Source organism: Pseudomonas sp. GW823-FHT02F05 (genome assembly GCF_058797315.1).
Genome location: NZ_JBXAJM010000004.1, coordinates 15,786 through 34,862 on the forward strand (window position 1 = coordinate 15,786; position 19,077 = coordinate 34,862).

The 19,077-nt window shown below is 60.1% G+C and carries 15 protein-coding genes and 1 pseudogene; 12 read left to right on the plus strand and 4 right to left on the minus strand.

Annotation, left to right across the window (positions count from 1 at the left end; genetic code table 11):
• Positions 1-99 precede the first annotated feature (99 nt).
• Positions 100-2,835 carry a preprotein translocase subunit SecA gene (secA, locus tag AC1RAC_RS06825; RefSeq protein WP_014719726.1) on the minus strand — a complete coding sequence of 912 codons (2,736 nt, stop codon included), beginning with the start codon at positions 2,833-2,835 and terminating at the stop codon, positions 100-102.
• A gap of 306 nt (positions 2,836-3,141) precedes the next feature.
• Here secA and AC1RAC_RS06830 point away from each other — a divergent pair, with 306 nt between their 5' ends.
• Entirely contained in the window at positions 3,142-3,597 is a 456-nt protein-coding gene (locus tag AC1RAC_RS06830; protein WP_034128591.1) for a DUF721 domain-containing protein, read from the plus strand.
• 4 nt (positions 3,598-3,601) lie between these two features.
• On the opposite strand, the gene AC1RAC_RS06835 is transcribed toward AC1RAC_RS06830, so the two are convergent.
• Positions 3,602-5,080, minus strand: a complete 1,479-nt coding sequence (locus tag AC1RAC_RS06835) for a helicase HerA-like domain-containing protein (RefSeq protein WP_054898007.1) — start codon at positions 5,078-5,080, stop codon at positions 3,602-3,604.
• 205 nt (positions 5,081-5,285) lie between these two features.
• On the opposite strand from AC1RAC_RS06835, the pseudogene AC1RAC_RS06840 reads away from it, so the two are divergent.
• The 5 genes and pseudogenes from AC1RAC_RS06840 to gpgF form a co-directional block, all read left to right on the plus strand.
• Positions 5,286-6,317: pseudogene (locus AC1RAC_RS06840) on the plus strand (HAMP domain-containing protein); the annotation flags it as partial.
• A 93-nt stretch (positions 6,318-6,410) separates the two neighbouring features.
• On the plus strand, positions 6,411-7,175 hold the full coding sequence (locus AC1RAC_RS06845; RefSeq protein WP_370694806.1) for a methyl-accepting chemotaxis protein: 765 nt from the start codon (positions 6,411-6,413) through the stop codon (positions 7,173-7,175).
• Between the two features lie 221 nt (positions 7,176-7,396).
• Complete coding sequence (gene gpgS, locus AC1RAC_RS06850) at positions 7,397-8,518, plus strand: N-acetylglucosaminyl phosphatidylglycerol synthase (protein ID WP_054898008.1); 1,122 nt, start codon at positions 7,397-7,399, stop codon at positions 8,516-8,518.
• On the plus strand, positions 8,511-9,263 hold the full coding sequence (gene gpgD / locus AC1RAC_RS06855) for an N-acetylglucosaminyl phosphatidylglycerol deacetylase (protein WP_492616453.1): 753 nt from the start codon (positions 8,511-8,513) through the stop codon (positions 9,261-9,263). The genes gpgS and gpgD overlap by 8 nt, the downstream gene beginning before the upstream one ends.
• Positions 9,251-10,360 carry a glucosaminyl phosphatidylglycerol flippase gene (gene gpgF / locus AC1RAC_RS06860; protein ID WP_492616454.1) on the plus strand — a complete coding sequence of 370 codons (1,110 nt, stop codon included), beginning with the start codon at positions 9,251-9,253 and terminating at the stop codon, positions 10,358-10,360. Before gpgD ends, gpgF begins: the two co-directional genes overlap by 13 nt.
• A gap of 122 nt (positions 10,361-10,482) precedes the next feature.
• Here gpgF and purU read toward each other — a convergent pair whose 3' ends face one another.
• Entirely contained in the window at positions 10,483-11,331 is an 849-nt protein-coding gene (gene purU, locus AC1RAC_RS06865; RefSeq protein WP_019821236.1) for a formyltetrahydrofolate deformylase, read from the minus strand.
• Positions 11,332-11,683: 352 nt separating this feature from the next.
• Between purU and mvaT the strand changes: the two genes are divergently transcribed.
• Positions 11,684-12,058 carry a histone-like nucleoid-structuring protein MvaT gene (gene mvaT / locus AC1RAC_RS06870; RefSeq protein ID WP_019821235.1) on the plus strand — a complete coding sequence of 125 codons (375 nt, stop codon included), beginning with the start codon at positions 11,684-11,686 and terminating at the stop codon, positions 12,056-12,058.
• A 90-nt stretch (positions 12,059-12,148) separates the two neighbouring features.
• Here mvaT and sbcB read toward each other — a convergent pair whose 3' ends face one another.
• Positions 12,149-13,576, minus strand: coding sequence for an exodeoxyribonuclease I (gene sbcB / locus AC1RAC_RS06875; protein WP_463388764.1), 1,428 nt, complete (start codon positions 13,574-13,576; stop codon positions 12,149-12,151).
• A 167-nt stretch (positions 13,577-13,743) separates the two neighbouring features.
• Between sbcB and AC1RAC_RS06880 the strand changes: the two genes are divergently transcribed.
• From AC1RAC_RS06880 to AC1RAC_RS06900, 5 genes are read left to right on the plus strand one after another with little or no spacing between them, the layout of a single operon-like run.
• Positions 13,744-14,436, plus strand: coding sequence for an RDD family protein (locus AC1RAC_RS06880; protein WP_089042395.1), 693 nt, complete (start codon positions 13,744-13,746; stop codon positions 14,434-14,436).
• The gene (locus AC1RAC_RS06885) at positions 14,433-15,413 is read left to right on the plus strand and encodes a stage II sporulation protein M (protein WP_057975099.1); all 981 of its coding nucleotides are present in this window, start codon (positions 14,433-14,435) and stop codon (positions 15,411-15,413) included. The genes AC1RAC_RS06880 and AC1RAC_RS06885 overlap by 4 nt, the downstream gene beginning before the upstream one ends.
• Entirely contained in the window at positions 15,400-16,929 is a 1,530-nt protein-coding gene (locus AC1RAC_RS06890) for a DUF4129 domain-containing protein (RefSeq protein ID WP_070415506.1), read from the plus strand. Before AC1RAC_RS06885 ends, AC1RAC_RS06890 begins: the two co-directional genes overlap by 14 nt.
• On the plus strand, positions 16,926-18,083 hold the full coding sequence (locus AC1RAC_RS06895; RefSeq protein WP_197900796.1) for a DUF4350 domain-containing protein: 1,158 nt from the start codon (positions 16,926-16,928) through the stop codon (positions 18,081-18,083). The genes AC1RAC_RS06890 and AC1RAC_RS06895 overlap by 4 nt, the downstream gene beginning before the upstream one ends.
• Complete coding sequence (locus tag AC1RAC_RS06900) at positions 18,080-19,075, plus strand: AAA family ATPase (protein ID WP_197900797.1); 996 nt, start codon at positions 18,080-18,082, stop codon at positions 19,073-19,075. Before AC1RAC_RS06895 ends, AC1RAC_RS06900 begins: the two co-directional genes overlap by 4 nt.
• The last annotated feature ends 2 nt before the right edge of the window (positions 19,076-19,077 follow it).

Here is a 19,077-nt window from a genome sequence, read left to right on the forward strand (position 1 = left end):
TGTCTGTGCCGTCGCTATCGACGGTGGGAATTAATGGCAAAACGCCGCGACGGCAAAGGCCGGTCGCGGCGCGGGGTGTTGCAGCGTCAGGCGAAAATCTTATTCGATCTGGCCGTGGCAGTGTTTGAATTTCTTGCCCGAACCGCAGTAGCACAGCTCGTTGCGGCCCAGCTTCTGGTCATTGCGAACCGGGGTCTGGGCCAGGGCCACATCGACCTCTTCACCCAATGCTTCAGGCTCATCCAGGCCCGGCGCTTCGTCATGCTGGAACTGCATGCGCGCCGCCAGTGCTTCGGCTTCCTGACGCAGGCGTGCTTCTTCCTCGATCGGGTCTTCGCGACGCACCTGAACGTGGGACAGCACGCGGATCGAATCGCGCTTGATCGAATCCAGCAATTCGGAGAACAGCGTGAACGACTCGCGCTTGTACTCCTGCTTCGGGTTCTTCTGGGCGTAGCCACGCAGGTGGATACCGTGGCGCAGGTGGTCCATGGTCGACAGGTGGTCTTTCCACAGGTCATCCAGCACGCGCAATACGATCTGTTTCTCGAAGGTGCGCAGAGCTTCGGCACTCGCCTGCTCTTCTTTCTCGTTGTACGCAGCCAGCAACTCGGCCATCAGTTTTTCGCGCAGGGTTTCTTCATACAGGTGGTCGTCTTCGTCCAGCCATTGCTGAACCGGCAAGTCCACACCGAAGTCGCTCTTCAATGCCGCTTCCAGGCCGGCAACATCCCACTGCTCAGGCAGCGACTGTGGCGGAATATGGGCGCTGACAGTGGCGTTGAGCACGTCCTGACGGAAATCAGCGATGGTCTCGCCAATGTTGTCGGCGGCCAGCAACGTGTTACGCATGTGATAGATCACTTTACGCTGTTCGTTGTTGACGTCGTCGAACTCGAGCAGTTGCTTGCGAATATCGAAGTTGCGGCCTTCTACTTTGCGCTGGGCCTTCTCGATGGCGTTGGTCACCATGCGGTGCTCGATCGCTTCACCGGACTGCATGCCCAGGGCTTTCATGAAGTTCTTCACCCGGTCCGATGCGAAGATACGCATCAGGCTGTCTTCCAACGACAGGTAGAAACGGCTGGAACCGGCATCACCCTGGCGGCCGGCACGGCCACGCAGCTGGTTGTCGATACGACGCGATTCGTGACGCTCGGACGCGATCACCTGCAAGCCACCGGATTCCAGCACAGCCTGGTGACGCTTCTGCCAGTCGGCCTTGATCTGGGCGATCTGCTCAGGCGTCGGGTTGTCGAGCGAGGCCACTTCCACTTCCCAGTTGCCGCCCAACAGGATGTCGGTACCACGACCGGCCATGTTGGTGGCGATGGTCAGTGCGCCTGGGCGACCGGCCTGGGCAATGATCTCGGCTTCTTTTTCGTGGAACTTGGCGTTCAGTACCTTGTGCTCGATGCCTTCCTTGTTGAGCAGGTTGGACACGTGCTCGGAGGTCTCGATGGTGGCGGTACCCACCAGGATCGGACGGCCCTTGGCCATACCGTCCTTGATGTCGTTGATGATCGCCGCGTATTTCTCTTCGGCGGTCAGGAACACCAGGTCGTTGTAGTCTTTACGCGCCAACGGTTTGTTCGGCGGAATGACCATCACGGCCAGGTTGTAGATCTGGTGGAATTCGAACGCTTCGGTGTCGGCCGTACCGGTCATGCCCGACAGCTTGTTGTACAGACGGAAGTAGTTCTGGAAGGTGGTGGACGCCAACGTCTGGCTTTCGGCCTGGATGTTGAGGTGTTCCTTGGCTTCGATGGCCTGGTGCAGGCCTTCGGACAGACGACGACCGGGCATGGTACGACCGGTGTGCTCGTCAACCAGTACCACCTGGCCGTCCTGCACGATGTATTCGACGTTGCGATGGAACAGCTTGTGGGCGCGCAGGCCAGCGTACACGTGGGTCAACAGGCCCAGGTTGTGCGCCGAGTACAGGCTTTCGCCTTCGGCCAGTTCGCCGATCTGGGTCAGCATTTCTTCGACAAACTGGTGACCGGCTTCGTTGAGTTCGACCTGGCGGGTCTTCTCGTCGATGGTGAAGTGACCTTCTTTGGTCACCACGCCTTCCACTTCCTCGATGTGCTGCTCAAGACGCGGGATCAACTTGTTGATCTCGGTGTACAGGCGCGAGCTGTCTTCGGCCTGGCCGGAGATGATCAGCGGGGTACGGGCTTCGTCGATGAGGATGGAGTCGACTTCGTCGATCACGGCAAAGTTGAGTTCACGCTGGAATTTTTCATCCATGCTGAACGCCATGTTGTCGCGCAGGTAATCGAAACCGAATTCGTTGTTGGTACCGTAGGTGATGTCGCAGGCGTACGCGGCGCGCTTCTCTTCCGGCGGCTGGAACGGCGTTACCACGCCGACGGTCAGGCCGAGGAATTCATACAACGGGCGCATCCAGTTGGCGTCCCGGCGAGCCAGGTAGTCGTTCACCGTCACAACGTGCACGCCCTTGCCGGACAGTGCGTTGAGGTAAACGCCCAGGGTTGCCACCAGGGTCTTGCCTTCACCGGTGCGCATTTCGGCAATCATGCCTTCATGCAAGGTCATGCCGCCGATCAACTGGACGTCGAAGTGGCGCATGCCCATGACGCGCTTACCGGCTTCACGGGCAACCGCGAAGGCTTCGGGCAGCAGCTTGTCGAGGGTTTCACCTTTGGCTATGCGGGCCTTGAACTCTTGGGTCTTGGCGCGCAATTGCTCGTCCGACAGAGCAACCATCTGCTCTTCGAAGGCATTGACCAGCTGCACCGTCTTGAGCATGCGTTTGACTTCGCGCTCATTCTTGCTTCCAAAAAGTTTCTTTAACAAAGGCGCAAACATATCGGCAGGTTCTTCCACACATAGGGATGGAGGGCGCACCGTGAGTGGCCCGAGCAGCCCTCACGGCCGCATTGCGAACGCGCATTCTACCCGGAATCGTGGGTGAGGAAAGTGGCGTTGTTCCCTGAGACAGGCACGGCATAGTGAGAGGGCATGTTTAAAATAAGGGCTTTTGCTGGAACTTCAACCCACCAGGCGCAGAAGTTACTTATTGATTTGACGGAGAAAGCCCTGCCGACGCAGAGCCTCGGGGCATACAGGCGCTTTCTGCTAAGATAGCCGCTCTGTTACCTAAGGTGTCTAGACATGGCATTTCGCCCTCTCACAGCCCGCGCCCCCGGCGCGTTGCTCCGCGAAGCCAAACCGCTGAAAGCTATCTTCGGCCAGGCGCAACGCTTGGGCCATCTGCAACGCCTGCTGGAAAGCCAACTGCAGCCGGCCGCCCGGGAACATTGTCACGTCGCCTCCTGGCGTGAAGGCAACCTGCTATTAATTGTCACCGATGGGCATTGGGCCACCCGCTTGCGCTACCAACAGAAGCGCTTGCAGCGCCAGTTGATGGCGTTCGACGAATTTGCCAATTTGACGCGCATTCAGTTCAAGGTACAGCCACCCACCGTGCCGCAAGGCGCAGTGGGGCATACCATGGACCTGTCGGAAACGGCCGCCGAAACCCTTCAGGCCACTGCTGAAGGGATCAACGACCCGGGGTTGCGCGCTGCCCTGGAACGGCTGGCCGCCCATGCCCGGCCCAAAGCCTGAAGCGCTATTTGCGTTTGCTGCCGCCCAGCAACGAACCCAGCAACCCCCGCACCAACTGGCGCCCCATCTGATTGGCGGCCTGCTGCATGGCTGATTTCAACGCCTTGCCCGCCGTGGTCCCCAGGAATGCACCCGCCTTGTCGGTGAAGCTCGGCTCTTCGGCGGCCGGAGCAGCCTGCTCGGCAGGCCCAAGCTCCTTGCGGGCCATCAGCACCTCATAGGCAGACTCACGATCCACTGGTTTGTCATAGCGCCCCAACAGCGGCGAACTGGCAACCAACGCTTTACGTTCGGCTTCGGTGAGCGGCCCGATCCGCGATTGCGGGGGAGCAACCAGTACGCGCTGGACGACTTCCGGCGTGCCCTTTTCCTGCAAGGTTCCCACCAATGCCTCACCAGTGCCCAATTCTGTAAGCACTGACAAGGTATCGAATGTCGGGTTGGGCCGAAAACCGTCCGCCACCGCTCGCAAGGATTTCTGCTCTTTGGCGGTGAATGCGCGCAAACCGTGCTGGATGCGCAGGCCCAGTTGCGCCAGTACCGTATCCGGCAGGTCGCCCGGCGACTGGGTGACGAAGTACACGCCAACCCCTTTGGAACGGATCAGGCGCACCACTTGCTCCAGGCGCTCCTGCAAGGCTTTTGGCGTATCGGCGAACAACAAGTGCGCTTCATCGAAAAACAACGCCAGCAACGGTTTGTCGGCATCGCCGCGTTCCGGCAATTGTTCGAACAACTCTGCCAGCAGCCATAACAGGAAGGTCGCGTAGACCTTCGGCGCTTCATGCACCAGGCGGCTGGCGTCCAGCAGGTGGATGCGACCACGCCCATCACTGGCGGGCTGCAAAATATCCTCCAGTTGCAGGGCCGGCTCGCCAAACAAGGCTTCGGCGCCCTGCTGCTCCAGCACCGCCAGGCGTCGTAACAAGGCCTGGCTGGAACCGGTGGTCATCAAGGCGGCGTCTTCGCCCAGCAGTTCCGGGTGATAGCGCAGGTGATTGAGCAGTGCCTTGAGGTCCTTGAGGTCCAGCAGCAACAGGCCTTCGCGGTCGGCCACTTTGAACGCCGCATAGAGCGCCGACTGCTGGCTGTCGGTGAGTTCCAACAGGCTGCCGAGCAAGAGCGGGCCCATTTCACTGATGGTGGTGCGCAACGGATGACCGGATTGGCCGTGGATATCCCACAGGGTGACCGGGTACGCCTGGGCCGTGTAATCAAGGAAGGGCATACCGGCGATGCGCTCGGCCACTTTGCCCTGGGGGTTGGCGGCGGCGCCCAGGCCGCAGAGGTCGCCTTTGATGTCGGCAGCGAACACCGCCACGCCCGCATCACTGAAGGCTTCCGCCAGGCGCTGCAAGGTGACGGTCTTGCCGGTGCCTGTGGCGCCGGCGATCAACCCATGACGGTTGGCCAGGCGCATGGACTGGGCGATGGGCTGGCCGTCAAGGCCTGCACCGATAAGCAGTTGTGTGGAGTCAGGCATTTCGTCACCTATGGTTAATCTTTAGTGCCGCGAGGTCGATATAGACGGATGTAAGCCCGACAAAGACTAAAAAACGGTCAGATAATTCCGATACGGACCAACGGAGCTATCACCAGAAATACCACACCTTTTTTAACGCTGCCATTTCGCGCCTCCCGCATTGGATGCGCCTCGGATATTAAGACCTTAGCGGACCCTTCAAGCCATGAACAAAAATCTGCGCTTCAGCCACAAGATCCTGCTTGCAGCCTCCCTTATCGTCATCGCCGCCTTTGCGTTGTTTACCCTCTACAACGACTATCTGCAGCGCAACGCGATTCGCGACGACCTCAACAATTACCTGCACGAGATGGGCGACGTTACCGCCAGCAACATCCAGACCTGGCTCACCGGGCGTATCGCCCTGGTGGAAAACGCCGCACAGAACATCGCCATCAACCCTGAAAAAGCCGTCGTCGCCAGCCTGCTGGAGCAGAAAGCGCTGACCTCGTCATTCATGGCGACCTACGTCGGTGACAGCCAGGGCACGTTCACCATCCGCCCTGACACCAAGATGCCCGACGGCTTCGACCCGCGTGTTCGCCCCTGGTACAAGGGCGCCCAGGCCAGTAATGGCTCGACCCTGACCGAACCCTATATCGACGCGGCGACCGGGCAACTGATCATCTCCGTTGCCACGCCCAGTACCAAGGGCGGCCAGAGCATCGGCGTAGTCGGCGGCGACCTGAGCCTGCAGACCCTGGTGGACAACATCGGCGCGCTGGATTTTGGCGGCATGGGCTATGCGTTCCTAGTCAGCGCCGACGGCAAAGTGCTGGTGCACCCCGATAAAGCCCTGGTGATGAAGACCCTGTCGGACGTTTATCCAAAAGACACGCCGAAGATCAGCGGCGACTTCAGCGAAGTGCAAGCCAATGGCAAGACCAATATCGTGACGTTCACACCGATCAAGGGCCTGCCATCGGTGAACTGGTACCTGGGCGTTTCGGTGGACAAGGACAAGTCTTTCGCCATGCTCAGTGAGTTCCGCACCTCGGCGGTGATCGCCACGATCATCGCGGTGGTGATCATCATCGCCCTGCTCGGCATGCTGATCCGCGTCTTGCTGCAACCTTTGCACCTGATGACCCGCGCCATGCAAGACATTGCCGACGGTGAAGGCGACCTGACCCGCCGCCTGACCATCCAGAACAATGATGAATTCGGCACCCTGGGCAATGCTTTCAACCGCTTCGTCGAGCGCATTCATACCTCGATTCGCGAAGTGTCTTCAGCCACCGAGCACGTCAATGAAGTGGCCCTGCGGGTGGTCAGCGCCTCCAACTCGTCGATGGTCAACTCTGACGAACAGGCCAACCGCACCAACAGCGTCGCTGCCGCCATCAATCAACTGGGGGCCGCAGCCCAGGAGATCGCACGCAACGCCGCCCAAGCCTCCAGTCAGGCCAGCGATGCCAGGCACTTGGCCGAAGACGGCCAGCAGGTGGTTGAACGCAATATCAAGGCGATGACGCAGTTATCCAGCATGATCAGCACCTCAAGCACCAATATCGAAGCACTTAACAGCAAAACGGTGAATATCGGCCAGATTCTTGAGGTGATCACCAGCATTTCCCAGCAAACCAATCTGCTGGCGCTCAATGCGGCGATCGAAGCGGCGCGCGCGGGGGAAGCCGGGCGTGGATTTGCGGTCGTGGCCGATGAAGTGCGCAACCTCGCTCATCGCACTCAGGAGTCGGCGCAACAGGTGCAGACGATGATCGAAGAGCTACAGGTGGGTGCCCGGGACTCGGTGACTACCATGAGCGAAAGCCAACGCCACAGCCTGGACAGCGTGGAAATCGCCAACCTGGCAGGCGAGCGCCTGAACAGCGTGACCCAGCGCATTGGCGAGATCGACGGCATGAACCAGTCGGTCGCCACCGCAACGGAAGAACAAACCTCGGTGGTGGAGTCGATCAATATGGACATCACCGAGATCAACACCCTCAACCAGGAAGGGGTGGAAAACCTGCAATCGACCCTGCGCGCCTGCTCGGACCTGGAACAACAGGCCTCGCGCTTGAAGCAATTGGTGGGCAGCTTCCGGATCTGAGGTGCCCCCACCTTAATCCACCTGTAGGAGCGAGCTTGCTCGCGAAAAACGTCAACGATAACGCGGGCTGCCTGAAGAAACGCGGAGTCTGTGAGTTTTTCGCGAGCAAGCTCGCTCCTACAGCGTGCGTTTGTCCACTCCCGCCACCGTCATGCTGCGAATCTAAACCGAACATCTATCCTTACCTCAGGTCCATCTAGGGAGAGCAATGGATCGGAGGGATGTTCATCGTGCATATCGCTGACATAACCATGTTCTACGCCCCGGCCAGCGGTGGCGTACGCACTTACCTTGACGCCAAGCACCGGCGTCTGGCGCTCAAGCCGGGCATTCGCCATAGCCTGTTGATTCCTGGCGCACACTTGAGCGAGCAGGACGGCATCTTCAAAGTACCGGCGCCCGCCCTGCCCTTCGGCAAAGGCTATCGCTTCCCCCTTCGTTTGGCGCCTTGGCGAAATGTCCTGCACGATTTACAGCCCGACCTGATCGAAGTTGGCGACCCTTACCTGACCGCCTGGGCCGCGCTGGATGCCCGACGCCAATTGGATGTGCCGGTCATCGGCTTTTACCACTCCGACCTGCCACTGCTGGTGAGCAACCGCATGGGGCCTTGGTTTACCCCCAATGTTGAAGCCTATGTGCGCAAACTCTATGGGAATTTTGACCGAGTGCTCGCCCCCAGCCAGGTAATGGCCGACAAGCTCATCGGGCTTGGCGTCAGAAATGTCTTCGTACAACCCCTGGGCGTAGACCTGCAAACCTTCACCCCTGAGGTACGTGACCCCGGCCTGCGCGCCGAACTGGGGATTGGCGAAGACACTCGGCTACTGATCTTCGCCGGGCGCGGCTCCAAGGAGAAAAACCTGCCGGTGCTGCTCAACTGCATGAAACGCCTGGGGGAAGGCTACCACTTGCTGCTGGTGGGCTCCGGCATGCCGGCCAGCGTGCCAGACAATGTCACCGTGATTGACGGATTCCGGCCCGCCCAACATGTCGCTCGGCTGATGGCCAGCGCCGACGCCTTACTGCATGGTGGCGACCAGGAGACCTTCGGCCTGGTGATCCTGGAAGCCATGGCCTGCGGTATTCCAGTGGTCGCCGTGGCGGCCGGGGCCTTTACCGAGATTGTCGACGAGCGTTGTGGCCTGCTGTGCGCGCCAAACAACCCCAAGGCCATGGCCGAGGCGGTGCGCGAGCTGTTCAGTACCGACAGCCGACGCCTGGGTGCTCAGGCTCGGCGCCATGTCGAGCAGCATTATGCGTGGGACACGGTAGTCGACAGCCTGCTGGGGCATTACTGCGCCGTGCTGGGCAGCCATGAACCGATGCTCGCCCATGGCTGAGCGCGCGCTGATGCTGGTACTGCACGACGTGGCTCCGCACACCTGGGCCGACTACCGGCCGTTCGTCGAGGCCGTCGATGCACTGGGCCGCGTGCCCATCACTTGGCTGGTGGTGCCAGACTTCCATCACCATGACGACTTGGCCGCCCACCGCGATTTTCGGCGCCTGCTCGACAGCCGTGTCGCCAAGGGCGATGAGCTCACCTTGCACGGTTACTACCATTGCGACGACCAACCTCGGCCGCGTACGCCAAAAGAATGGTTTATGCGACGCATCTATACCCACGAAGGCGAGTTTTACCAGCTGTCCGAAGCCGAGGCGCTGCGGCGGTTGACCGCCGGCATTGAGGTATTTGAGCGCAATGGCTGGCCGCTGCATGGCTTTGTTGCGCCCGCCTGGTTGATGAGCGACGGCACCCGGCAGGCATTGCGCCAGTTGCCGCTGAGCTACACCAGCGACCCACAACATCTTTATCGCCTGCCGGACTTCACGCCTATCAACGCCCCCGGCCTGGTGTGGAGCGCCCGCAGTGCCTGGCGCCGGGGATTGTCCAAAATCCTCAGTGATCGCCGTGAACAGCGGTGGCAGGAGGCCCCGCTGATCCGACTGGGTTTGCACCCGGTGGACATGCGCCACAGGTTTTCCGGCGATTATTGGCTAGACACCCTGCAACGCCTGCTCAACGCGGGGCGCGTCCCCCAAACCAAGGCCGCCTGGCTGGCGACGCAGCCATGGGCCGACTGATCTGGTTAGTGTTGGCGCTCTTGGTGGCGCTGGTGATCCCATTGTGGCTGGGCGGCGGCGAAAGCATTGCGCGCCTGCGCCAGTTTCCCTTGCCCCAGTTACTGGGGATGTTCGCCATGATCATTGGCTGCTGGCTGATCAACAGTCTGCGTATCCGCCTGCTGCTTGGCGAGCATCGCAGCGAGTTAGGCCCGCTTAAAAGCCTTGGCGTGGTGATATCCACCGAGTTCGCCATGTGTGCAACACCCGGCGGCAGCGGCGGGCCGTTGACCCTGATGGCCCTGCTGGCACGCAATGGCATCCGCCCCGCCCAAGGCAGCGCGGTGTTTGCCATGGACCAGTTGAGCGACCTGGTGTTTTTTCTCTGCGCACTGGTGGGGATCTTGCTATATGCGCTGTTCAATAGCCTCAGCCCGCGTCTGGAGTGGTTGCTGGGGCTCAGCGCCGTGTCGATGGTGGGTGGGGTACTCAGTGGCTGGGCCGTGGTGCATTTTCACCGACGGCTGATTCGCCTGGCGGGTTTGGTACTCAAGGCCATGAAGGTCAGTGCTATCACCCGCCGACGCTGGGCACGCCGGTTGCTGCGTTTTCTTGCGGCGTTCAGCGCCACCCTGAAACTACCCCGGAGCACCTTGCTTGGGGTCTTTGCGCTGACCAGCCTGCATTGGCTGCTGCGTTACAGCGTGCTGTACCTGGCGCTGCGCGGGTTGGGGGGCGAGGTGCAGTGGGCCTGGAGCTTTCTGATCCAGATGTTATCCCTGACTGCCGGGCAGTTCAGCCTGGCGCCAGGCGGGGCCGGCGCTGCGGAGTTGACGTCAGCGGCACTGCTGGCGCCCATGGTGGGCACATCCACAGCGGCTGCGTCGATTCTGATCTGGCGCGCGGTGACCTACTACTTCTATTTGCTGGCCGGTGCGCCAGTGTTTCTATTGATGGTCGGCAAACCGCTGCTCAAGCGTCTTTTTCAGGGGCGGCAGGCGGCTGGTCCTGCGCCTGTGTCTGTTCCCATAAACGCGCCGCGCCTGGAAAATCAGTACCATCCTCGGCATCCAGCGCGTCCGGGTCGTAACGACTCAAACAGCCCTCGCCCAAGGTAGCAGGCGCCCGTGAGGTGGCTTTATCCAGCGGGTCGCTCATGGGAATCTCCTGAAACAGAAATAAAAAAGGGCCTGGAGAGTTTTACCTCCAGGCCCCGGTGTCTTCAATCAAAACCGCTGGGTCAGAAGACCACGGTCTTGTTGCCGTGCACCAACACGCGATCTTCCAGGTGGTAGCGCAAGCCACGGGCCAACACCATCTTTTCGACATCACGGCCGAACCGCACCATGTCTTCAATACTGTCGCTGTGGCTGACGCGCACCACGTCCTGCTCGATGATCGGGCCGGCGTCCAGCTCTTCGGTCACGTAGTGGCAGGTTGCACCAATCAGCTTCACGCCACGCAGGGAAGCCTGGTGATAAGGCTTGGCACCAACAAAGGACGGCAAGAAGCTGTGGTGGATGTTGATCACCTTGCCAGCGTATTCGCGGCACAACTCCGGTGGCAGGATTTGCATGTAGCGCGCCAGCACCACTACATCCGCGTCATGCTGCTTGACCAGGCGCGACACTTCGGCGAATGCCGGCTCCTTGTCCTGTGGGTTGACCGGCACATGGTAATAAGGGATGCCATGCCATTCGACCATGCTGCGCAGGTCGTCATGGTTGGAGATCACGCAGGCAATCTCGCAATCGAGTTCGTCGCTGTGCCAGCGGTGCAGCAGGTCTGCCAGGCAGTGGGATTCGCGGCTGGCCATCAGCACCACGCGTTTCTTCTGCTCTGTATCGGTGATGTGCCAGGTCATCGAAAACTCTTCGGCAATCGGCGCAAACGCCTCGCGGAAGGCTTCCAGGCCAAAGGGCAACGTATCGGCACGGATTTCGTGACGCATGAAAAACCAACCACTGAGATCGTCCGAGTGATGGCTCGCCTCGGTGATCCAGCCATTATGGGAAGCCAGAAAGTTACTGACCTTGGCAACGATGCCAACCCGGTCCGGGCAAGCAATCACCAGCCGAAAAGTGCGCATTAGGGGGAAACTCCAGAACTTCACAAAGGCCGCTATTCTAGCGATTACGCAGAAAAACTGCAGTATTCCCTTGCACCTTATCTTGAGGCATGGCCGTGGTAACACCCCTTAATCGTGTAAGGTTTTACCAGCGCTATATGACGATACAACGGCATGCTCAGGCCAGTAGCAAAAAATTAAGGTGATTATCTTTTGCGCATAACGCTCACTAATTAACTCATCGGCCAGGTTTTCTCCCACACATTCAATGTCATTCGCCTAAATACCGTCTTAAATGTTTACTTGATGAAATTGCCTGACTATTATTAGGCCACTCACCCTGTCAATCAGCGTTCTACATAAGGTAGTCCACATGTCACTGATCAACGAATACCGCGCCACCGAAGAAGCTATCAAAGAGCTGCAAGCCCGTTTGAAGAACCTGTCCGAAGACGACAAGCTGAAAACCGAGCTGGAATTCGAAGGCAAATTGCGCACCCTGATGGGTGAATACTCCAAATCCCTGCGTGACATCATCGCGCTGCTGGATCCAGAGTCGAAAGTTAAAGCACCGCGTGGCGCTGTGAAAACTACCGGCACCAAGCGTGCTCGCAAGGTCAAGCAGTACAAAAACCCGCACAACGGCGAAGTAATTGAAACCAAAGGTGGCAACCACAAAACTCTGAAAGAGTGGAAAGCCAAGTGGGGCGGTGACGTAGTTGAAGGTTGGGCAACCCTGCTGGGCTAAGCCCGGTCGGACGTTCACCCGATACGTCACACATGAAAAACGCCAGCTTGCTGGCGTTTTTTATTGTCTGAATATTCTGTAGTTATGCGCCTACAGATTCAGGCTCGCCGCTAAGGAATCCACATAGTCCTGCCATTGCGCCAGTACCTGGCACTGAAACGATGTAGCACTAACCGCCAACTCCTCACGCGCCTGCTTAAATGCCAAGAGGGTATTCGGCGCCCCCCACTGTGCATCCGACAAACGTTGCTGACAGAAAAGTTTCCAGCGTTGTTGCTCCTCATTGTTCAAGGTTTCAGGAAAGTTACGCGCCCGGTAGCGAAATAATAATTCCGGCAAACGATGATCATCGAACGGCCACTGCTGACGGGCTAATTGCGCGGGCTCTGCCATGCGAACTTGCTCACATAAACGGCGGTCACGGTCACCAATAAAACCCTCGTAGAGCTGCTGCTCCGGGTCCGAGTTTGACGCAAAGTCTTCCTCGGCATAAATGGCCGCTAACTTGTCCCGCCAAACTTCCTGTGCGTCAGTTAGCCGCAGCGCCCGCGCGAGGCAAGCTTCCTTATCCAATTGAAGGCGCTCGAGGTCTTGAGGGCGCAGCACCTTCAACGGCGCAACCACCGGGCAGCGGTTGATATGCAGCAACTTGAGCGGAACCGGCAGTTCACCTTCGGCTAGCTCATCGCGGCGCGTGTAAAGACGCTGACGCAGCGTCGTCGCATCCAGGTCCAACAGCCCTTGTGGATCGAGCCCCAGGTCACAGACGATCAAGGCATTGCGATTGCGCGGGTGCCACGCCAGGGGCAAGACCACGCCCAGATAATGGCGCTCGGCGGAAAAACGCCCCGAGATATGCACCATCGGTTGCAGCAACCGCACCTGATCCATGACCCGCTGCTTGCTGCGCAATTGAAACAACCATTCATACAACTTCGGTTGTTTCTCCCGGACCAACCGCGCCAGGGCGATGGTTGCACGCACATCCGACAACGCATCATGGGCCTGGCCATGGTCGATGCCGTTGGCCTCGGTCAAGCGTTCGAGCTTGAGGGTCACACGCCCGTCCTGCTCGGGCCAGTTGATCCCCTCCGGCCGCAGGGCGTAGGCAGTGCGCATCACATCGATCAAGTCCCACCGGCTGTTGCCGCCCTGCCACTCGCGCGCATACGGGTCGAAAAAATTGCGGTACAGACTGTAGCGCGTCATTTCATCGTCGAATCGCAGGGTGTTGTAGCCGGCGCCGCAGGTACCTGGCGCGGCCAGTTCGGCGTGCACCCGAGTCATGAAATCGGCTTCGGCAAGGCCCTTCTCGGCGAGGACACCCGGCGTGATGCCCGTGATCGCGCACGCTGCCGGGTGAGGCAGGATATCGTCGCTGGGCTGGCAATAAAGATTGATCGGCGCACCGATCTCATTGAGCTCAAGGTCGGTGCGGATCCCGGCTACCTGGAGCGGGCGATCATTGCGCGGGTTGATGCCAGTGGTTTCATAGTCGTACCAGAAAATCGAGGTCACGGGCTATTCCTGTGCTGAAGATCGACAAAGTCTAGGCGCTGCAAGGCGTTGGGAGCCAGCGATACCTGACTGTATAAATATCCAGAAAACCCTCGAATGGTTGCTTCCACCGTTGACACTGCTAGCATCCGTGTCTCTCAAGTCGCCTCGCACTGCCAAGGATCGCAATGCCATCAACGCCTTTGGATACCCACTATCAGATAGAAACGCCGGAGGGCATCGACCTGCCCCTGCGTCCTGCTGGCCTGCCCTCTCGGGCATTGGCCTTTGCATTCGACCTGGGCGCGCGAGGGATCATCATGGGGATCCTGCTAGTGCCGCTGGCGCTGCTCGGCAATGTGGGGATCGGGCTGGGTTCGCTGCTGCTGTTCGTGGTGAGCTGGTGGTACATGGTGTTGTTCGAAGTGCTCAACCACGGCTGCTCGCCGGGCAAGCAGGTCATGGGCCTGCGCGTGGTACAGGATGACGGCACGCCCATTGGCTGGTCGGCATCATTGATCCGCAACCTGCTGCGTTTTGTCGACATGCTGCCCTTCGGTTATTTCCTCGGCGCGATCAGTTGCCTGCAGCATCCGCACTTCAAGCGGCTCGGCGACCTGGCGGCAGGCACGCTGGTGGTCTACCGCGATCTGCCGCTGGTACGCCCGAGCATCCCTCAAGCACCCGCCCTGCGCCTACCCTTCGCACTGGAGCTGAGCGAACAGCGGGCCATCCTCGGTTTCGCCGAACGCCAGGCGGAACTCTCGGCCGAACGGGTGCATGAACTGGCCGCCATCCTCGCAGGGCCCCTGCAAGTGCCTGCACCGCGTGCCGTGGAGCAACTCAACGGTGTAGCCCGTGGTTTGTTGGGGCCGACATGAAGCAAAGCCTTTTTGAAAGCCGCCACCAGCATCAATGGCAAACCTTCGCCGAGCAGTTGAAGCAACTGGAGCAAGGTAAAGCCAAGGCCGCCGATGTCGCCGACTTCCCGCATCAATATCGACGCCTGTGCCAACATCTGGCCCTGGCTCAGCAGCGCGGCTACAGCAGTTACCTGGTCGATCCGTTGCAACAGCTGGCATTGCGCGGCCATCAACAACTGTATCGCCATCGCAGCCAACTGACGGCAAACATACTGGCGTTTCTTCTCGCCGACTTCCCGCGCCTGGTACGCGAACAATGGCGCTTCGTGCTGATCGCCGGCCTGCTGTTCTTTGGCAGCCTGGTGGGGATAGCCCTGCTGGTGTACCTGTTCCCCGACCTGGTCTACAGCATCATCAGCTCCCAGCAGGTGGCCGAGATGCAGGGCATGTACAACCCCGATGCCAGCCGCCTGGGCCGCGCTGCCGAGCGTGCCGCCAGCGAAGACTGGATGATGTTTGGCTATTACGTGATGCACAACATCGGCATCGCCTTCCAGACCTTCGCCGCCGGCCTGTTGTTTGGCCTGGGCAGTGTGTTCTTCCTGATTTTCAACGGTTTGGTCATAGGTGCGGTCTCCGGGCACCTTACCGACATTGGCTATGGCCAGACCTTCTGGTCGTTTGTCATTGGTCACGGCGCATTCGAGTTGAGCGCCATCACACTGGCCGGTGCCGCAGGCTTGCAACTGGGCTGGTCACTGGTCGCCCCCGGGCGCTTGGCGCGCAGCGAAGCCCTGCGCCTGGCCGCGCGCAAAAGCGTAAGGATGCTCTGTGGTGTCATGGTGTTCCTGTTGATCGCCGCCTTTATCGAAGCCTACTGGTCCTCAACCACTCGCATTGAGCCCTGGATCAAGTACGCGGTAGGCGCCGCCCTCTGGCTGCTGGTGGCCGCTTACCTGACCCTGGCCGGGCGGAGTCGCCATGCGCCTGACTGACGCCAGCGTAGTCATTCGCCCGCGCACTTCCTGGGAAGCCATGGACTTGGGTGTGCTGATGGCCCGGGAACGCCGTTTCTTGCTGATGAGCAGTTGGGCGCTGGTGAGCCTTCCGATATTCAGCCTGTTGACGGTGCTGCTCTGGAGTTACCCGTCTCTGGTCATGTTCCTGTTCTGGTGGCTCAAGCCGGCCTTCGACCGCTTGCCGCTGTACATTCTTTCCCAGGCCCTGTTTGCTGAGCCCCCCAGCCTCAAACAGGCCGTTCGCCATTGGCCGCAGTTGCTCAAAGGGCAACTGTTCGCCAGCCTGACCTGGCGGCGGCTGAGCATGAGTCGCAGCTTCACCCTGCCCGTCAGCCAACTGGAAGGCCTGGACGGTGACGCACGTCAACGACGCCTTGGGGTGTTGCTGCAACGTAACGCTGGCGCCGCACGCTGGCTGACGACGATCGGCGTTCACCTGGAAATCGGCCTGTGGTTTGGCGGCATGGCCCTGTTCTATCTCTTCATCCCGCAACAGGTTGAACTGGACTGGGACTGGCAACGACTGGTATTGGCATCAGGCTCGGACGTGCTTTGGCTTGAGCACCTGAGCAATGCCTTCTATGCCCTGGTCCTGGTGTTCTGGGAACCCATCTACGTCGCCTGTGGCTTCAGCCTGTACCTCAACCGCCGCACGGTGCTGGAGGCCTGGGACCTGGAACTGGTATTCCGTCGCCTGCGCCAGCGCCTGAACAACGTTGCACCGCTGCTGTTGCTGGTCGTTGGCCTGGCACTGCTACAAATCAGCCCACCGACCATGGCAGATGAAACCACAGCCCATAAGCCACTCAGTACCCAGGCCGCCAGCCAATCCATCCAGGCATTGCTGGAAAAGCCACCTTTCAAGAACCCGGAAACCGTCACACGCTATCGGTTTGGCGAAGAAAAAGCGCCGGTTGAAAACAAGGCCAAGGGCGACGGCAAATTACCCGGCTGGCTCCAGGCACTGCTCGACAACCTTAACAGCGACACCTTCAAATACGTCGCCAAAACCTTGGAAATACTGCTCTGGAGCCTTGTGATTGGCGGCCTGGCCCTGGTGTTCTGGCGTTACCGTGAATGGTTGCTCACGTTCGTCAGCCGCCTCGGACCCACTCGCACTACCGCCCCCTCGCCCGTTCCCGCTCAGTTGTTCGGCTTGGAGCTGGGCGCCGAGACATTGCCCGAAGACATCGCCAGTACCGCCGAACAACTATGGCCCACCCAGCCCCGGGAAGCCCTTGGCCTGCTGTATCGCGGGTTGCTCAGCCGGCTGTTGCACGAGTTCGACCTGCCACTGACAAGCGCCGATACCGAGGGGCAGGTGCTGGAGCGCGTTCATCGTTTGCAACAACCGCAATTACTGGCGTTCAGCGACGAACTGACGCGCCACTGGCAAAACCTGGCCTATGGTCACCGCCTACCGCCCTCTTCAGCCCAACAAAAACTGTGCAGCGACTGGCGTGCTCTTTTCAGTGACGGAGCGAGCCAATGAACCGGGCGTTATGGTGGGTAGCGCTGCTACTGGCGTGCCTGTTGGGTGCGGGCGGCCTATATGGCTGGCACAAGGCAATTCCCTACGAGGAAGTGGTAAATCGCGGCCCGTCACCAGAGGCACGCGCCAACCCTTACCTGGCCGCCGAGCACTTTTTGCGCCAGCAAGGCGTGGTGGTGGCGCATGCCAATGGCCTTGAACGACTCGCCGAACTGCCCGCCAAAGGCCATAGCCTGTTGCTGCTGGGGGAGCGCAGCAACATGACCCCACGCCAGGTCGAACAACTGCTGGGCTGGGCAAAAGCCGGTGGCCACCTGCTACTGGTCGCCGAGGCATTATGGGATGAAGAAACCGGCACCAGCGGTGACTTGCTGCTTGATCGCCTCACTGTCCGCCAAACCTTGAGCGACACCTTCGACGAACCCGCGCCACCGCGTAAAAAAACCAAGCCGGACCTGACCAAGCTGTATGTCGACAACGAAACGGCACCGGCCTATTTCAGTTTTGACACCGACTTCAACCTCACCGACCCCAAGCACCTGGCGCAGTTTTCCGCCAACAGCGCCAAGTCCAGCCACCTGATGCAACTTGACCTGGGGCAAGGCCGCGTCACGGTGATCACCGACAGCGACCTGTGGAAAACCGCGGATATCGGCAAACATGATAACGCCTGGTTGCTGTGGTATCTGAACCAGGGCACTGACGTCACCTTGCTGTTCAACAGCGACACGGACGATCTGTTTACTCTATTGCTCCGTTATTTCCCCCAGGCCCTCGTCGCCCTGGTTGCGCTGCTTGCTCTGGGGCTGTGGCAGGCAGGCATGCGCCAAGGCCCGATCCAGGCACCGGCTCCCAAGGCACGTCGCCAGTTGCAGGAACACTTGAAGGCCAGCGCGGACTTCCTATTGCGCCGCAGCGGCCAGGGCACGTTGTTGCAAGCCTTGCGACACGACATTCTGCGCGCAGCCAGGCGACGCCATCCAGGGTTCGAACACCTCGATGCGTCAGAGCAACGCCAGGTGCTGGAACACCTTACGCGACAACCCCCTCACATCATCAGCCAGGCGCTTGAGCCCGTTGCGCTGAAGCGGCTCTCCAGCGCCGACTTCAGCCGACAGGTGGCGCACCTGCAAACCCTCAGGAATGCCTTATGAGCGACTCTCGACTGGCCACCACCCTGACCGCCGAAAACCTTCAGCATGCCAGCCAGCAGGCGCAGGCGCTGCGCGTGGAATTGCGCAAGGCCGTGATTGGCCAGGACCTTGTGATTGACGACGTGCTCACCGCCCTGATCGCAGGCGGCCACGTATTGCTGGAAGGCGTGCCAGGCCTGGGCAAGACCTTGCTGGTACGAGCCCTGGCCCGCTGCTTTGGCGGTGATTTCGCCCGTATCCAGTTCACCCCGGACCTGATGCCCAGCGATGTCACCGGCCACGCCGTTTACGACCTGCAGACCGAACAGTTCAAACTGCGCAAGGGGCCGATATTCACCCACCTGTTGCTGGCCGATGAGATCAACCGTGCCCCCGCCAAGACCCAGGCAGCGCTGCTGGAAGCCATGCAGGAACGTCAAGTGACCCTGGAGGGCGAGGCGTTGCCCATCGGCCAGCCCTTCATGGTGCTGGCGACCCAGAACCCCATCGAACAGGAAGGCACCTACCCACTGCCCGAGGCCGAGCTGGACCGGTTCATGCTCAAGGTGCGAATGGACTACCCAGATGCTCTACAAGAGCTGGATATGGTCCGCGAAGTGACGCGCTCGTCCAAGGCCGACATGCTGGAGGTACAGCCGTTGCGTACGGTGCTGCAAGCCGCGGACGTAGTAACGATGCAGCAAATTGCCAGTGACCTGCCACTGGATGAGCAGGTGCTCGACTACGCCGTGCGCCTGGCCCGTGCCACGCGCAGTTGGCCGGGGCTGGCCATCGGTGCCGGCCCCAGGGCCTCCATCGCCCTGGTACGCGGGGCACGTGCCCGTGCGCTGTTGCGCGGTGGCGAATTCGTCACCCCCGATGACATCAAGGGCTGCGCCCTGGCGGTACTGCGTCACCGGGTACGCATCGCACCAGAACTGGACATCGACGGCTTGGAAGTCGACCAGGTGCTCCAGCAGTTACTCGACCAGATTGCAGCACCAAGGCAATGACG

Coding starts and splice junctions, on each gene's coding strand:
- secA (WP_014719726.1), bottom strand. CDS start 2,835: ATGTTTGCGCCTTTGTTAAAGAAACTTTTTGGAAGCAAGAATGAGCGC.
- AC1RAC_RS06830 (WP_034128591.1), top strand. CDS start 3,142: ATGGCATTTCGCCCTCTCACAGCCCGCGCCCCCGGCGCGTTGCTCCGC.
- AC1RAC_RS06835 (WP_054898007.1), bottom strand. CDS start 5,080: ATGCCTGACTCCACACAACTGCTTATCGGTGCAGGCCTTGACGGCCAG.
- AC1RAC_RS06845 (WP_370694806.1), top strand. CDS start 6,411: ATGGTCAACTCTGACGAACAGGCCAACCGCACCAACAGCGTCGCTGCC.
- gpgS (WP_054898008.1), top strand. CDS start 7,397: ATGTTCATCGTGCATATCGCTGACATAACCATGTTCTACGCCCCGGCC.
- gpgD (WP_492616453.1), top strand. CDS start 8,511: ATGGCTGAGCGCGCGCTGATGCTGGTACTGCACGACGTGGCTCCGCAC.
- gpgF (WP_492616454.1), top strand. CDS start 9,251: ATGGGCCGACTGATCTGGTTAGTGTTGGCGCTCTTGGTGGCGCTGGTG.
- purU (WP_019821236.1), bottom strand. CDS start 11,331: ATGCGCACTTTTCGGCTGGTGATTGCTTGCCCGGACCGGGTTGGCATC.
- mvaT (WP_019821235.1), top strand. CDS start 11,684: ATGTCACTGATCAACGAATACCGCGCCACCGAAGAAGCTATCAAAGAG.
- AC1RAC_RS06880 (WP_089042395.1), top strand. CDS start 13,744: ATGCCATCAACGCCTTTGGATACCCACTATCAGATAGAAACGCCGGAG.
- AC1RAC_RS06885 (WP_057975099.1), top strand. CDS start 14,433: ATGAAGCAAAGCCTTTTTGAAAGCCGCCACCAGCATCAATGGCAAACC.
- AC1RAC_RS06890 (WP_070415506.1), top strand. CDS start 15,400: ATGCGCCTGACTGACGCCAGCGTAGTCATTCGCCCGCGCACTTCCTGG.
- AC1RAC_RS06895 (WP_197900796.1), top strand. CDS start 16,926: ATGAACCGGGCGTTATGGTGGGTAGCGCTGCTACTGGCGTGCCTGTTG.
- AC1RAC_RS06900 (WP_197900797.1), top strand. CDS start 18,080: ATGAGCGACTCTCGACTGGCCACCACCCTGACCGCCGAAAACCTTCAG.